Source organism: Streptomyces sp. NPDC004051, from assembly GCF_053604275.1.
This window is the reverse complement of the sequence record NZ_JBSGHG010000025.1, coordinates 1-14007: the sequence shown is the minus strand read 5'-3', so window position 1 is coordinate 14007 and position 14007 is coordinate 1. Positions and strand designations below refer to the sequence as shown.

Genomic DNA, 14007 nt, shown 5'->3' with positions numbered 1-14007 from the left:
CCGGCCTCAGTGTGTTCCGCGGTCCCGCCGGACGCGGCTGCGTATGACGGCCGCTGTCGCGGCAGCGGCGAGGAACAGTCCGGTCGCCGTCTGCGCCGTGCCCGGCCCCTCCCCGGACTCGTCGGCGGCTACGGTCCGGGCGGCTCCCCCGCCCCCCGCGTCCACGGGGGCCACGGGCGAGGCGGCGGGGGCAGCGGCGGGGGCGACGGTGATCGCGCCCTGGCGGGCGCTCTTCCCGCAGTCGACCCGTACGGGGTACGTGGCCGCGGTGAGCGTGGAGCGGACCCGGCTCTCGCCGGTGAGTACGCCGTCGGCGACGGTGAGCCGGACCTCGGAGACGAACGCCGAGGAGACCGCGACCGCGGTCCGCTCGGCCACCTCGAGGGTGGCATCGGTGCCGGGGGCCGGGGTCGCCGGTGTCACCGGCACCCCGTCCGCACCGTCCGCGGCGTGCGCCGCCGGGGTGAGCGCGGTGGCCGCCAGGACGCCGGTACAGAGAGCGCGTCGCACAGAACCCATCGTGCACCTCCAGACACCGGGAGCGTGCCGCGCCGGGCAGGTCACCGCATCCGCAGGGATGCGGTGCTGCGCCGTACGGGTGACATCGGGGTCTGCGGGGTTTTACGTGTGGCGGTCAGACGAGGTCGACGAGGTCCGCGATGGAGTCCAGGACCTGGGACGGCCGGTACGGGAAGTTCTCGACCTGCTCGGGCCGGGTCAGACCGGTGAGCACCAGGAACGTCCTCATCCCGGCCTCCATGCCGGCCAGTACGTCGGTGTCCATGCGGTCGCCGATCATCGCGCTGGTCTCGGAGTGGGCGCCGAGGGTGTTCAGTCCGGTGCGCATCATCAGCGGGTTCGGCTTGCCCGCGAAGTACGGCTGCCGGCCCGTCGCCTTGGTGATCAGCGCCGCCACCGCGCCGGTCGCCGGGAGCGGGCCCTCGGCGGAGGGGCCGGTCTCGTCGGGGTTCGTGCAGATGAAACGGGCGCCGTCGTTGATCAGCCGTACCGCCTTCGTCATGGCCTCGAAGGAGTAGGTCCGGGTCTCCCCGAGGACCACGTAGTCGGGTTCGTGGTCGGTGAGGATGTAGCCGATGTCGTGCAGCGCGGTGGTCAGACCGGCCTCGCCGAGGACGTACGCCGAGCCGTTCGGACGCTGGTCGTCCAGGAACTGGGCGGTGGCGAGCGCCGAGGTCCAGATGTTCTCGATCGGGACGTCCAGGCCCATGCGGCGGAGCCGGGCGTGCAGGTCGCGCGGGGTGTAGATCGAGTTGTTGGTGAGCACCAGGAAGGGTTTCCCGGACTCACGCAGCTTCTTGATGAAGGCGTCGGCCCCCGGGATCGGCACACCCTCGTGGATGAGCACCCCGTCCATGTCGGTGAGCCACGATTCGATCGGCTTGCGGTCTGCCATGTGCGAGCTCTCCTGCCGTACGCGGTCCTTCCTGCCTGCCCCAGCCTAGACATGCCCGGATCTTGCGGGAACGCCCGGTGTGGCACGGCACGAGGACACCGGGAGCTCTCAGCGGCGCCGGCGGGCCGGTGTCGCCGCCAGTCCCCCGGTGAGCAGTGCCACCGCGGCGACGGTCAGGAGCTTCCCGGCGGCGCCGACACCGGTGCGGGCGAGCTCGTCGGGGCCGGCGCCACCGGCTTCCTCGCCGGGCCCCCTCTCGATCCGGAACCGGTAGTCGTCCGACTGTCCGACCCAGTCGCCGTCGTCCCCGCGCCGCTGGACGACGGCGGCCTTGGCGACGACCTCGCCCGCCGCGGCGTCGGACGTGAACGCGAGCCGCACCTTCACGGTGAGGGTCCGGCCGGGCTCGACGGTGTACCCCTCGAAGCCCGCCTGCTCGTCGACGAAGGCGCCGACGAGTTCGTCCTCGTCGGTGGTCTCGAAGCGGACGGGGTGCGGCTGCTCCCGGTCCGGCGTATAGAACTCCAGCACCGACTGCGAGGCCCGCAACTCCCGCTTGTCGTCGACGAGTACGACGACCGGGTGGATGCCGCCGCAGGCACGGTCGGTGGTGTTGGTCAGCCGGAGGTACCAGGTGCCGTGGCCGCCGCCGGCCCGGTAGGTGTCCGGGCCGCCGTGGATGCGGGCGGTGAGGGGGAAGTCGACGTCCTCCTCGGTGGCGCAGGCGGGCGGCGGTGCTTCCGTCCGGGCCTGGGCCGTGGTGGGGAGAACGGCGGCCAGCACCGCCAGGAAGAGGGACGCGGGAGTGCGGAGTCGCATACCGTATGACCTTGCCGGTCGGCGGGCGGACGGCACGGTGACACGCCCGAACACCCCCGCACGGCCCCATGGTTCCCCCCGCCCGGAGCAGCGCACCGCCCCGCCCGCCGCTTTCCGGTCAGCCGTCGCCCCGCCCGAACACCGGCGCCAGCACCGACTGGGCCGCCCCCTCGGCGACCCCGCCGCTTCCCTCGGAGGCGACCCGTACCGGCACGGCCGTGTCGCCCGTACGCCGGGCCCGGGTGTCCAGCACCGCGCGCACGCCCCGCGCGAACGCCTCCGGGGCGGCCTCGACCGTGCGGCCGCCGAGCAGGACTCGGTCGATGTCGAGCAGGCCCACCAGGTTCGCCGCGCCGACGCCCAGCACCCGCGCCGCCTCGTCCGTGTCGCCCCGCGCCACGGCGGCCAGGCACAGCGCCTCGATGCAGCCGCGGTCGCCGCAGCCGCAGCGCGGCCCGTCCAGTTGGACGACCTGGTGGCCGAACTCCCCCGCCCCGGTCCGCGGCCCCCGGTGCACGCTGCCGCCGATCACCAGCCCGGCCCCGAGCCCCGTACCGAGGTGCAGGTAGGCGAAGGAGCCGCCCTCGCCGTCGACGGCCAGGCCCAGCGCCGCCGCGTTGGTGTCCTTGTCGACGACGACCGGCACGCCGAGCCGCTGCGACAGCGCGTCCCGCAGGGGGTACCCGTCCCACTCGGGGAAGCCGGTCACCCGGTGCAGCACGCCCCGGGCGTGGTCGAGCGGCCCCGGCAGGGCGATCCCGACACCCAGCAGGGCGGGCCGGGGCGGCACGCGCGCACCGGGCCCGTCCCCTATGGGCCCGTCCCCTACGGGCTCATCCCCGGCGGGGACGGGCCCGGTGGCTCCCTCCCCGGCGGTCCACAGCCCCGTGACGACTCCGGCCACTCCGGCCAGTACCGCCTCCGCCCCCGCGCCCAGGTCCAGGGGGGCGCTCCGCTCCCCCACGACCGTCCCGTCGAGGTCGACCAGGACGGCCCGCAGTCGGTCCCGGTCCAGGTGCACGCCCACCGCGTGCCCCGCCTCCGGCACCAGCCGCAGCACCGTGCGGGGCTTGCCCCCGGTGGACGCCCGGCGTCCCGCGTCCGCCGCGAGCCCCTCCGCCCGCAGCCGGGCGGTGATCTTGCTGACCGCCTGCGGGGTGAGCCCGGTCCGCTCGGCGAGTTCCAGCCGGCTGATGCCCTCCGCCCCGGCGGTCCGCAGCAGGTCGAGCACGAGCGCGGTGTTGTGGCTGCGCAGGGCGAGCAGATTGACCCCGCCCGTCCCGTCCCGCATACCGTCCCGCATACCGCCGTACGTTCTGTTCACCCGTTCATTCTCCCCCGCGCTTGCACTTTGGCAACAGCGTTGCGAAAGTAGGGGCATGACTGGCACTCCCCTCCGCGTCGGCCTCGTCGGCTACGGCCTCGCAGGCTCCGTGTTCCACGCCCCGCTGATCGCCGCGACCGAGGGCCTCGCGCTCGACACGGTGGTCACCTCGAACCCCGAGCGGCAGCAGCAGGCCCGCGCCGAGTTCCCGGACGTCCGCGTCGCGGCGACACCGGACGAGCTCTTCGAGCGCGCCGCCGAGCTGGACCTGATCGTCGTCGCGTCGCCGAACAGGACGCACGTCCCGCTCGCCACCACCGCTCTGAAGGCCGGTCTGCCGGTCGTCGTCGACAAGCCCGTCGCCGGCACGGCCGCCGAGGCCCGCGAGCTGGCGGCGCTCGCCGAGGAGAGCGGCCTGCTCCTGTCCGTCTTCCAGAACCGCCGCTGGGACAACGACTTCCTCACCCTGCGCAAGCTGGTGTCGGAGGGCACACTCGGCGATGTGTACCGGTTCGAGTCCCGCTTCGAGCGTTGGCGGCCGCAGCTCAAGGGCGGCTGGCGCGAGTCCGGCGACCCCGCGGAGATCGGCGGACTGCTCTACGACCTCGGCAGCCACGTCGTCGACCAGGCGCTGGTCCTCTTCGGCCCGGTGACCTCCGTGTACGCCGAGGTGGACACCCGCCGTGAGGGCGCGCGCACCGACGACGACACCTTCATCGCCCTCACCCACGCGAACGGCGTCCGTTCCCACCTCTACGTCTCCGCGACCACGGCCCAGCTCGGCCCGCGCTTCCGCGTCCTGGGCTCGAAGGCGGGCTACGTCAAGCACGGCCTCGACCCCCAGGAGGCCGCCCTGCGCGACGGCCTGCGCCCCGGCGCCGGTGCCGGCGCCGGCTGGGGCGCCGAGCCGGAGGAGCTGTGGGGCCGCGTCGGTTCCGGGGAGTCCCCGGTGACCGGCGGCGGGAGCCCCGAGCCGACCCTGCCCGGCGACTACCCCGCCTACTACACAGCCGTGGCGAAGGCCCTCCGGGAAGGCGGCCCCAACCCGGTGACCGCGCGCGAGGCCGCCGCCGCCCTGGACGTCCTGGAGGCGGCCCGGCGCTCGGCCGACGAGAAGGTGACGGTGACCCTGTGACCCGGCCCGAACCCACCCCCGGCGAGGAGGAGCCGACCGTGGAAGCACCGAGCACCGAAGAGCCGAGCCTGGAAGAGCCCAGCCTGGAGGAACTGGAGGCGCAGGAACGCCGCCTGGTCTTCCAGCGGTTCAGCCACGAGGACGCCTGGGACCTGGGCTCGTTCCTCGTCGACCTGGCCCGGGTACGCGACGCCCCCGTCGCCATCGACATCCACCGCACGGGCCAGCAGCTCTTCCACGCCGCCCTCCCCGGCTCCACCCCCGACAACGACGCCTGGATCGCCCGCAAGCGCCGGGTCGTCGAGCGGTACGGCTCCGCGTCGTACCTGGTGGGCGCCCGGCACCGGGCCAAGGGCACGACGTTCGAGGAGTCCTCGCGCCTGGACCCCGACACCTACGCGGCCCACGGCGGTTCGTTCCCGATCACCGTCGAGGGCGTCGGCGTGATCGGCGCGGTGACCGTCTCGGGCCTCCCCCAACTCCAGGACCACCAGCTCGTGGTGGAAGCGCTGGAACACTTCCTGGCCGACTAGCTGTCCGGCGGATCATGCCGCGGACGCGGGGTCCGGCACGCACGTCTGCCGCGTTGTCGTCACTCTCCCCCACGCCCGGCTTCGCTCGAGCGGGGGCGCTCCCATCGCCCCCGCTCACCGGCGCTGATGAGGGCGCCGTCCCTTTCCTCCGACGTGATCCGCCGGACAGGCCCTGGTGTTCCCTCGGCGTCCCGTCGATCTCCGTCCGCCCGAGGATCCTCGGTGCCCGGAGACGCATCCGAGCTGCCCGCGAAGGACCTGCGCACCCCGACACCGGAGCAGGTCGACGAAAAGGCGCGTGGTGACTGTGTGTATTCACCCGGGTGGGTTACGTGAAGGGGCGGTGGTGTGCCTGTGCGGGTGACATGAGGAGCGTTCGCAGCCAGAAGGATGCGTCCCGGAAGGAGCATCTCGTGTCCCATTGCTCGATACGTACGCTCGTAGTGGGTCTGTCCGCGCTGGCCGCCACCGCCGTGCCGGCGGCGCCGGCCCTGGCGCTGGCCGCCCCGACCGGAGGGCAACCGACACCGCACACCGCCGGCCGGGCCCTGCAGGCACGGACCATCGCCGACCTGACCACCACCCTGCAGGGCGAGGCCTACGCCCACGCCGCCTACAGCCTCTTCGCCGCCGAGGCCGACCGCCAGGGCCTCCCGGCCGTCGCCCGCCTCTTCCGCACCACGGCGCAGACCGAGCTGAACGAACACCTGCACGAGGCGGCCACCCTCCTCGGCCTGGTCGGCGGCAACGCCGCCAACCTGCGCCAGGCCATCGAGGGCGAGACCTACGAGCACGAGGTCATGTACCGCCGCTTCGCCGACCAGGCCCGGCAGGACGGGGACCTGAAGGCCGCGGAGCTCTTCCGCGAGCTCGCCGCGGACGAGGGCCGCCATCGCGACGCCTTCCGCACGGCACTGACGGTCGTGACCACCGGCCACGGCACCGTCCCGGCGCCGCCGAAGGCCGACGTGGTGTCGGTGCCCGCCGGGCCGCCGAAGGTGAAGGCCGCCCGCACCAAGGCCAACCTGGACACCGCCCTGCACGGCGAGGCGCTCGCCCACGCCAAGTACATGCTCTTCGCCGCCCACGCCCAGCAGACCGGCAACGCCGCGCTGGCCCGCCTGTGGGAGGGCACGGCCAAGGTCGAACTGCACGAGCACCTGGCCGGCGAGGCGGTGCTGGCCGGCCTGGTCCGCGCGACGAGGGAGAACCTGCGCATGGCCGTCACCGGGGAGCGCCACGAGGCGACCAAGGTGTACCCGGGGTTCGCCGAGCGGGCCACCGCCGTCGGTGACACCGCCGCCGCCCGCTTCTTCCGCGACACCGCCGCGGACGAGACCCGGCACGCCGCCGCCTTCCAGAAGGCGCTCGACCAGCTGCGCTGACCGCCCTGGTCACCCCCGGAGGCCGCACGCGTCACGCGCGGCGGTCCGGCCGACGCCTCACCCGGGTCGGCCGGACCGCCTCCGGCGTTGCTGTCGCCGCGTCACCGCCCGGTGTCGAGCTGGTTCGTCGAGAAACGGCCCTGCCAGGCCGCCTTCGCACCCGAGTCACCGATCCGGTACACCTGGATGACCGCGCCGACGGCCACGACCAGGGCGATCACCAGCGCCGCGACGCGCACCGAAACCGAAGAAGCCGTCCGGGCCACGGCGGACGCCCCGCCCCCGGCGGGACTGTCGGCCTCCCCGCCGCGGTCTCGTTCCCGGCGGAGGCCGGCACGGCCGAGCAGCCAGACGGCGACCGTCAGCACGAACAGGGCGATCGCCCACGGAGTGAGACCGGACCCCATCTCGGCGTGCTCTTCCACCAGCGCGCTCTCCCGCACCCGTTCCTCCAGCCACTCGCCGGATTCGGTGGTCAGCACCACCAGGGCAAGAGTGACCAGCCCCATGACCGGCAGCACCCAGCTGAGCCTGCGCGCCGCCGAGAACCACAGCGCACAGACCACGAGCGCCAACGCCGTCAGCGGGACCAGCACCACTGCGCCGTGAACGAGGAGGGGGTGGCTGGGGAGGCCGTTGATCAGCCCTACATCCACGAGGTCACCTCCCACGAACAACAAGGAACATTCACACGAAAGCCCGTCATTCCAGCCATTCTGTGACAGATGCGTCCGCGCGCGAGGGGGGCGCGCATATGGAGCAGCGCCCGGCCACCCGGCAGGCCCTCATGGGCAGCCGACCGGCCGACGGGCAGGGCCACGGCCCGCACACCCGTCGGCCGGGGACGACCGTCCGCACCCGCACCGGTGCGGGCCGTCCGAGACGTTCACGGAGGCGGTCCGCCTCCTCCTGCTCCTCCCGACCGACGTCCCGGAGCCTCCCGCCCGCCACCCACCCGCTCCTCATCCCGGCGCCCCGGCCCTGACCAGGGTCGGGGAGCGTCACCGGTACAGGACGGCCCGTTCCACCACGCTCCACGCCGTGCTGGTGACGATGTACAGCGCGGCGGCCAGCGGCACCACGGCCACGGTGACCAGGGTGAGGAACGACATGAACGGCATCGCCCTGGTCACCGCGCCCATCCCCGGCAGCTGCTCCACCGCGCCACCCGTCCCCGACGCACCGGAGCCGCCGGACAGCGCCGCGTTCGCCGCCATCGACCGCTTGGTGAGCCGGTAGCCGAAGAAGGCGACGACCACGACGACGCCGAACAGCCCCGCGTACACGAGCCCCGGCCCTCCCGACGGGCCCCCGTCGCCCAGCGCGTCGGCCCAGCGTCCGCCCAGCGGCGCGGTGAACAGCTCATGCCCGAGCAGTCCGTTGGGCCGCCCGCCGATCGTGTCGCTCGAGAACAGGTGGTACAGCAGGAAGAACGCGGGCAGCTGCAGCAGGCTCGGCAGGCATCCGGACAGCGGCGAGACCCGTTCCCGCGCGTGCAGGTCCAGTACGGCCTTCTGCAGTTTCTCCGGATTCCGGCCGTGCCGGCGCCGCAACTCGGCGATCTTCGGCTGGAGTTCGGCTCTGGCCCGCTGGCCGCGCGCTGCGGCCCGGGACAGCGGGTGGACGAGGAGCCGTATGAACGCGGTGAACAGGACGATCGCGGCGGCGGCCGCGGAGAGGCCGAACAACGGCTGGAGCAGGTCGGCCAGTTGCTCGACCAGGCTGGCGAAGACGGACATGGGTGAGCCCTCCGGGGGGTCTCGTCGTGCCGGGACGGAAGTGCTGAACGGCGGCATGACGACCCGCGCGGGGTCACGCGTGATGAGGAACCTGAACCGGACCCACGGGTACCGGTGCCCTACGCGGCGGTCGCCGGGAGGGCGTGTCCGGGCGCTCTGGGCCGGGTGCGCCCCCGGGCGTCGGGGTCGCGTTGCGGCAGGAAGGCGGTACGCCGGTCCCGGTCGCGCAGGGCCGTACGCACCCGGGTGGGCGGCACGGGCGGCGCGCAGCGCGCGAGGACGACGGCGCACACGGTGAGCGCGGCGGCGGCCACGGTGGTCGCGGCGAGCGCGACGGTGCCGGAGAGACCGGACAGGCCGGACGGTCCTCCGGCGGCCGGCAGCACGAGCAGGACGACCTGGAGCAGCGGGAGCAACACGGCGAAGGCGGCACGCGCCTTCACCCGCCCACGGATCACTCCACGGACCACTGGCCGCCCCTCCCCTCGTCCCCGCCTCGCGCCGGTCCGGTCCAGTCCGGTCCCGGCACCCTCTCAACGTCCGGCCCGGTACGACGGTTCCCCCTCGCACCGGGCCGCCTCACGGTACCGCCGTCACACGGTGAACCGGTGGTTCCCCGAGCCCACCTCGAAGACGGCGAAGCCGTTCTCCGCGCGCACGAAGGCGCCGTGGGTGTGCGTGACGCGGTCGGGGTCGGGGTCGTCCGTCGGGATCCACACCTCGGCGGTGGTGTTGGCCGGCACGCCGCACGACAGCCGGAAGCGGCCGGACCGCTGCTCCCAGGCGGTGGACACCGGGCCGTAGAGGGAGGTGAGGGTGGCCCGGGCGGAGGTGACCTCACCGCCCGGACGCGGGCGGATGACGATCTGCCGGTAGCCCGCCCGGCCCGGGGCGATGCCGGCGATGTTGGCGTACATCCACTCCCCCACCGAGCCGTAGGCGTAGTGGTTGAAGGAGTTCATGCTCGGGGACTGGAACTCGCCGTTCGGCTGGAGGGAGTCCCAGCGCTCCCACATGGTGGTGGCGCCCTTGTCCATCTGGAATCCCCAGCTCGGGTAGGTGCGCCGGTGCAGCAGCCGGTAGGCGACCTCGGTGTGGCCGGTGTCGGTGAGGACGGGCAGCAGGAGCGGGGTGCCGAGGAATCCGGTCGACAGGTGCCAGTCCCTGGCTTCGATGAGGGCGACGAGCCGGTCGGCGGCGGCCTCGCGCAGGGCGTCCGGGACCAGGTGCATGGCCAGGGCGAGGACGTAGGCGGTCTGGGTGTCGCCCTTCACCCGGCCGTCGGCGCTCACGTACGCCGCCCGGAACGCCGTGCGGACGCGTGCGTGGAGGTCGGCGTAGGGGGCGGGGTCCTCCCCCAGTTCCGTCGCGATGCGGGCCGCGAGGTCGGCGCTGTGCGCGAAGTAGGCGGTGGCGATGACGTCCTTGGGCGTCTCGTCGGACACGTTCAGCCAGTCGCCGTATCCCGCGGCCGGGCGCAGCAGGCCGGTGCTGTTCTGCTCCAGGTACCGCAGCCAGGCGCGGACGGAGGGCCAGGCGTCCTCGAGGACCTGTCGGTCGCCGTACGTCCGGTACAGGGCCCAGGGGACCGTGACCCCCGCGTCCCCCCAGCCCGCGGTGCCCTTGCCGAGGTCGCCGACGGTCGGGGCCACGTCCGTGAACGCGCCGTCGGACGCCTGCGCGTCGCGCAGGTCGACCAGCCACTTGGTGAGGAAGCGGGCGGACTCCATCGTGTAGGTGGCGGTGGGCGCGAAGACGTTGATGTCGCCGGTCCAGCCCAGTCGTTCGTCACGGGCCGGTGTGTCGGTGGGGACGGAGAGGAAGTTGCCGCGCTGCCCCCAGGTGATGTTGCGGTGCAGCCGGTCGAGCATCGGCACGTCGGTCTCGAAGGTGAGCGTGAAGGGCGCGGAGGTGTGCATGACCCGCCCGGTGACGGCCGACGCCGACGGCCTGCCGGGGAATCCGGTCACCTCGACGTAACGGAAGCCGTGGAAGGTGAAGCGCGGCTCGTAGACCTCCGTGCCGGTCCCCTTGAGGATGTACGTGTCCGTCGCCGCGGCCGAGCGCAGGTTGGCGGTGTAGAGGGTGCCGTCGGGGTTGAGGACCTCGCCGTGCCGCAGCCGCACCGCGGTCCCCGCCTCGCCCGACACGCGCAGCCGCACCGATCCGACCATGTTCTGGCCCAGGTCGAAGACGAAGACGCCCGGCTCGGGTTCGGTGACCTTCCGGGTGCGGAGTTCCTGCTCGACGCGTACGGGGCCGTCCACCTGGGCGACGATCCGCGGCGGGACGGTGACGTCGGCGTCGGCCCCGGCGTCACGCACCGGGAGCCACGTCCCGGCGTCGAATCCGGGCGAGGTCCACCCGGCCGTCTCCTTGCGGGCGTCGTAGGTCTCGCCCGCCAGCAGGTCGGCGGAGACGATCGGTCCCGGGGCGGCACGCCAGTCCGGTCCGGTGCTGATGCGCTCGCTCGTCCCGTCGGCGTACTCGACCTCCAACTGCGCCAGCAGCGCCGGGTGTTTCCCGTACTGGTGCGGTCCGAACCAGCAGATGTTGCCCGCGTACCAGCCGGGGGCGAGGTGGACGCCGAGGGCGTTGGCTCCCGGGCGGAGCGCGTCGGTGACGTCGTGGGTCTGGTACTGCACGCGCTTGGTGTAGTCGGTCCAGCCGGGGGCCAGTTCGTCGCGCCCCACCCGCTTGCCGTTGAGGTGGGCCTCGTACACGCCGAGGGCCGTGGCGTACAGGCGGGCGCGTGCGACCTTCTTGCGCGGGAGCCGGAACTCGTGGCGGAGCTGGTGGGCCGCGAACAGCACCGGTTCGACCTCGCCCCACGGTCCGGCGCCCCAGGCGGCGGCCACCCGGGCGGCCCGCCACCCGGTGTCGTCGAAGTCCTGCCCGCGCCAGCCGTCGGCCGGTTCCCGGTCGGTGGTCTTCCACGCGCCGTCGGTGAGGATCCTGCGCTCGCCGGAGGCCGTGGTGAGGGCGAGCACGCCGATGAGGCCGGCGGGACCGACCGTGCGGTTGGTCGCGGAGACGGCCAGGACGTTCGTGCCGGGGCGTATGTGCGCGAGGACGTCGATGACGTCCGGGCGGCGCCATCTCGACTCGTCCTGGTCCGTGGCGGTGCTCGCCACCTCGGTGCCGTTGACGGAGGCGACGTAGAGGTCGTCCGCGCTGAGCACCAGCGTGGCCGCGGTGACGGCGTCCGGGAGGTCGACGGAGAGACGGAACCACCGGGTCTGAGCCGGAACGCTCTGCGTCGGTTCGCCCTCGGGGAACCAGATCCACGAACTGCCCTCCAGGGAGGGCGCTTCCGTGAGGGAGGCCGGAGCGGATATCCACCGCGCGGACCACTCGGCCTCGTCCATCAGGCCGGTCTCCCACCAGGCCGGCGCGCTCCACGGCGAGACGGCTCCGTCGGCGTCCCAGACGCGCACCGACCAGTGGTAGCGCGTACGCGGTTCGAGCCGGGGTCCGTCGTAGGGGACAAGAACGGACTCGGCCGAGGCGACCCTGCCGCTGTCCCACACGTCCGGGCGGGACAGGCGGGCGGCGCTCGACGCGACGCGCACCTGGTAGGCGCTCTGCCGCTGCCCCGGGGCGGCCGCGGTCAACGGCCAGCTCAGGCGCGGCCGGGCCACGTCCAGCCCCAGGGGCCGGCGCACGTACTCGACGGTCGGGGACGCCACGCGTAACACGCTTCTCCCCTTGCCCGGAGCGGAGGGCGCGGCCACCGCCGGCACCGCTCCCGCGGCCACGGCGCCCGCCGTAGCTGCGGCGCCCGCGAGGATGTTCCTTCTACTGATCACAGCGGCTCCATAGAGGGAGAGAGGGTGAGTCGTAGAGGATCAATCGATGATGAATCGATTCACGCGAACGTAGAGGAGACGCGAGACACCCGTCAATAAGCTTGCACGGCCTTTCCCGATACCCGTCGAGTAAACGATGGAAGCGGCAAAGGAGGCTCCGTCCGGCCAGGGAGAGGAGAATTGAACCCTTTCAAGATGATCAAAAAAATGACGGCGTGACCTCCCGGAACGGAACGAACACCGGCCCCGCACTCCTCCACACCGAGCCATGCGAACGGGAGCCCCGGTCCACCCCCGGGGCAGAGCGCCGACCTGCGGCGGTCTCTTCTCCGTCACCCGTCGGCAGTACGGTGTCACCCATGCGCCCCGACACGCCCGCCGAAAACGTCGACCACACCGCCGAAGCGGCCCGCCTGGAGCGGACCGCCGGCCTGTATCCCGAGGACGCCGAGGCCCTGCTGCTGCGGGCCGCCGCCCACCTCGAACTCTCCGGCGACCGCTTTGCCGCGGCCGCTCTCTACGACCGCCTGCTGGCCTCCGGCACCGGGCGGACGGAGCTGGAGAACCCGCACCTGGTCCGCGCCCTGAAGGCCTCGAACCTGTGGGAGTACGGCCACGAGGCGGAGGCCCGCGCGATCATCGACGGCATCCGCACCGCGGCCCCGCGCGACCCCGCCCCCTGGGTGGTCGTCGCGGAGTCCCTGGAGACGCACGACGAACTCGAGGCGGCGCACGAGACGTTGACGGAGGCGGTCCGCCTCCTGCTGACCGACGTCCCGGAACCCCCGGCCCCCACCCACCCGCTCCTCTTCGGCCGCCACCGGGTCCGCCGCATGCTGGGCGTCCCGCACGACGCGTGGGACGCCCTCGCCGACACCGTCCACAACCTGCCCGTCACCCTGGACGAACTCCACGACCCGAAGCGCGTCTGGTCGCTCGGCTCGGAGAACCCGGCGGAGCTGGAGGCGGAGATCTCCCGCCTCCGCGCGGAACTGGGCGCCTACCGCACCGCCCTGTCCCGCCCCTTCCCGGTGGCGATCCTGCACTGGCCGGCCCCGGAACTGGCCGAGCTCCTTCAGGCGTACCCCTCCCTCGCCGCCGAGTACCCGTCCCACCAGGAGCACTTGGCCACGACGGAGACGGCCCTGCGCGAACTCGCCGCCTCCGGCACCCTCAACCTGGGCGTCGTCACCGGCACCGTCCCCTCCTACGAGGCCTTCGCCGCCTCCGAGGCCACCACCCCCGACGACACCGACCTCCTCCCCCAGTACGCCACCACCCTGGCCGCCCGCGGCCGGGCCGTGCCCTGGCCGCCACAGCGGTCGGCGCCCTGCTGGTGCGGCTCGGACCGCCCGTACGGGCAGTGCCACGGCACCTGACCGACGAACCCCCGGGATGACACCCCTGCCCCCACCCCACGGAGAACCCGACGACCGTCACGAGAAGGACCGCTCGGGCCGGGTGCTTTCGGCGGGATGCATGAGAGCCGGTGAGACGACGGTTCCGAGAGCCACGTCGGGCCAATCCCTGAGGGAACGGACAACGACACGACACTGTGATCGGCAGCGGAAACAGAAGCCGCTCCTGTCGGGCGACTTCGGCCGACCCGGTTTGGATGCGGGAGTGTCGGTGCGGAGATGCGGCCTGGGGCCGGTGGCCTGCGGCTCCCGGGCCCTGCCGGTCCGTGTCCCTGACAGACGCGCTCGGGGAGGCCCCAGCCTCTTGCCGCAGTGGCGAGTGGTGGGTCGGAAGTCCTAGGGCGTGTTTTGAAAGTGCCTGGATCCCCTTGTTCTGCGTCGTGATGATCTCGGTGTGGGGCGAGGGGATCTTTCAGACGAGCAGTGGTCAG

The 14007-nt window shown here is 73.2% G+C and carries 12 protein-coding genes; 4 read left to right on the top strand and 8 right to left on the bottom strand.

The genetic code is table 11. The features are described from left to right. Positions 1–6: 6 nt before the first annotated feature. The 4 genes from ACWEQO_RS23560 to ACWEQO_RS23545 all read right to left on the bottom strand — a co-directional run bounded on the left by ACWEQO_RS23560 (position 7) and on the right by ACWEQO_RS23545 (position 3524). Positions 7–519: a hypothetical protein gene (locus tag ACWEQO_RS23560; RefSeq protein ID WP_452985105.1), complete on the bottom strand. Its 513-nt coding sequence runs from the start codon at positions 517–519 to the stop codon at positions 7–9. Between the two features lie 115 nt (positions 520–634). Continuing rightward, on the bottom strand, positions 635–1414 hold the full coding sequence (locus ACWEQO_RS23555; protein WP_361449216.1) for an HAD-IIA family hydrolase: 780 nt from the start codon (positions 1412–1414) through the stop codon (positions 635–637). Positions 1415–1522: 108 nt separating this feature from the next. Next, positions 1523–2233 carry a hypothetical protein gene (locus ACWEQO_RS23550; RefSeq protein ID WP_452985104.1) on the bottom strand — a complete coding sequence of 237 codons (711 nt, stop codon included), beginning with the start codon at positions 2231–2233 and terminating at the stop codon, positions 1523–1525. Positions 2234–2351: 118 nt separating this feature from the next. Continuing rightward, positions 2352–3524: an ROK family protein gene (locus tag ACWEQO_RS23545; protein WP_452985162.1), complete on the bottom strand. Its 1173-nt coding sequence runs from the start codon at positions 3522–3524 to the stop codon at positions 2352–2354. A gap of 88 nt (positions 3525–3612) precedes the next feature. Between ACWEQO_RS23545 and ACWEQO_RS23540 the strand changes: the two genes are divergently transcribed. The 3 genes from ACWEQO_RS23540 (at position 3613) to ACWEQO_RS23530 (ending at position 6610) form a co-directional block, all read left to right on the top strand. Next, complete coding sequence (locus ACWEQO_RS23540; RefSeq protein WP_452985103.1) at positions 3613–4692, top strand: Gfo/Idh/MocA family oxidoreductase; 1080 nt, start codon at positions 3613–3615, stop codon at positions 4690–4692. 38 nt (positions 4693–4730) lie between these two features. Further along, positions 4731–5225, top strand: coding sequence for a heme-degrading domain-containing protein (locus ACWEQO_RS23535; RefSeq protein WP_452985161.1), 495 nt, complete (start codon positions 4731–4733; stop codon positions 5223–5225). 413 nt (positions 5226–5638) lie between these two features. Continuing rightward, entirely contained in the window at positions 5639–6610 is a 972-nt protein-coding gene (locus tag ACWEQO_RS23530; protein WP_452985102.1) for a rubrerythrin family protein, read from the top strand. A gap of 101 nt (positions 6611–6711) precedes the next feature. On the opposite strand, the gene ACWEQO_RS23525 is transcribed toward ACWEQO_RS23530, so the two are convergent. The 4 genes from ACWEQO_RS23525 to ACWEQO_RS23510 all read right to left on the bottom strand — a co-directional run bounded on the left by ACWEQO_RS23525 (position 6712) and on the right by ACWEQO_RS23510 (position 12158). Further along, entirely contained in the window at positions 6712–7266 is a 555-nt protein-coding gene (locus tag ACWEQO_RS23525) for a DUF2231 domain-containing protein (RefSeq protein ID WP_452985101.1), read from the bottom strand. A 345-nt stretch (positions 7267–7611) separates the two neighbouring features. Then, entirely contained in the window at positions 7612–8349 is a 738-nt protein-coding gene (locus tag ACWEQO_RS23520) for a YidC/Oxa1 family membrane protein insertase (RefSeq protein ID WP_452985100.1), read from the bottom strand. 119 nt (positions 8350–8468) lie between these two features. Continuing rightward, entirely contained in the window at positions 8469–8819 is a 351-nt protein-coding gene (locus ACWEQO_RS23515; protein WP_361449199.1) for a DUF6412 domain-containing protein, read from the bottom strand. A gap of 123 nt (positions 8820–8942) precedes the next feature. Next, positions 8943–12158, bottom strand: a complete 3216-nt coding sequence (locus ACWEQO_RS23510) for an alpha-L-rhamnosidase (RefSeq protein ID WP_452985099.1) — start codon at positions 12156–12158, stop codon at positions 8943–8945. A 359-nt stretch (positions 12159–12517) separates the two neighbouring features. Here ACWEQO_RS23510 and ACWEQO_RS23505 point away from each other — a divergent pair, with 359 nt between their 5' ends. Next, a complete protein-coding gene (locus ACWEQO_RS23505) occupies positions 12518–13537 on the top strand; it encodes an SEC-C domain-containing protein (protein ID WP_452985098.1) in 1020 nt (339 codons plus the stop codon). Positions 13538–14007: the final 470 nt, after the last annotated feature.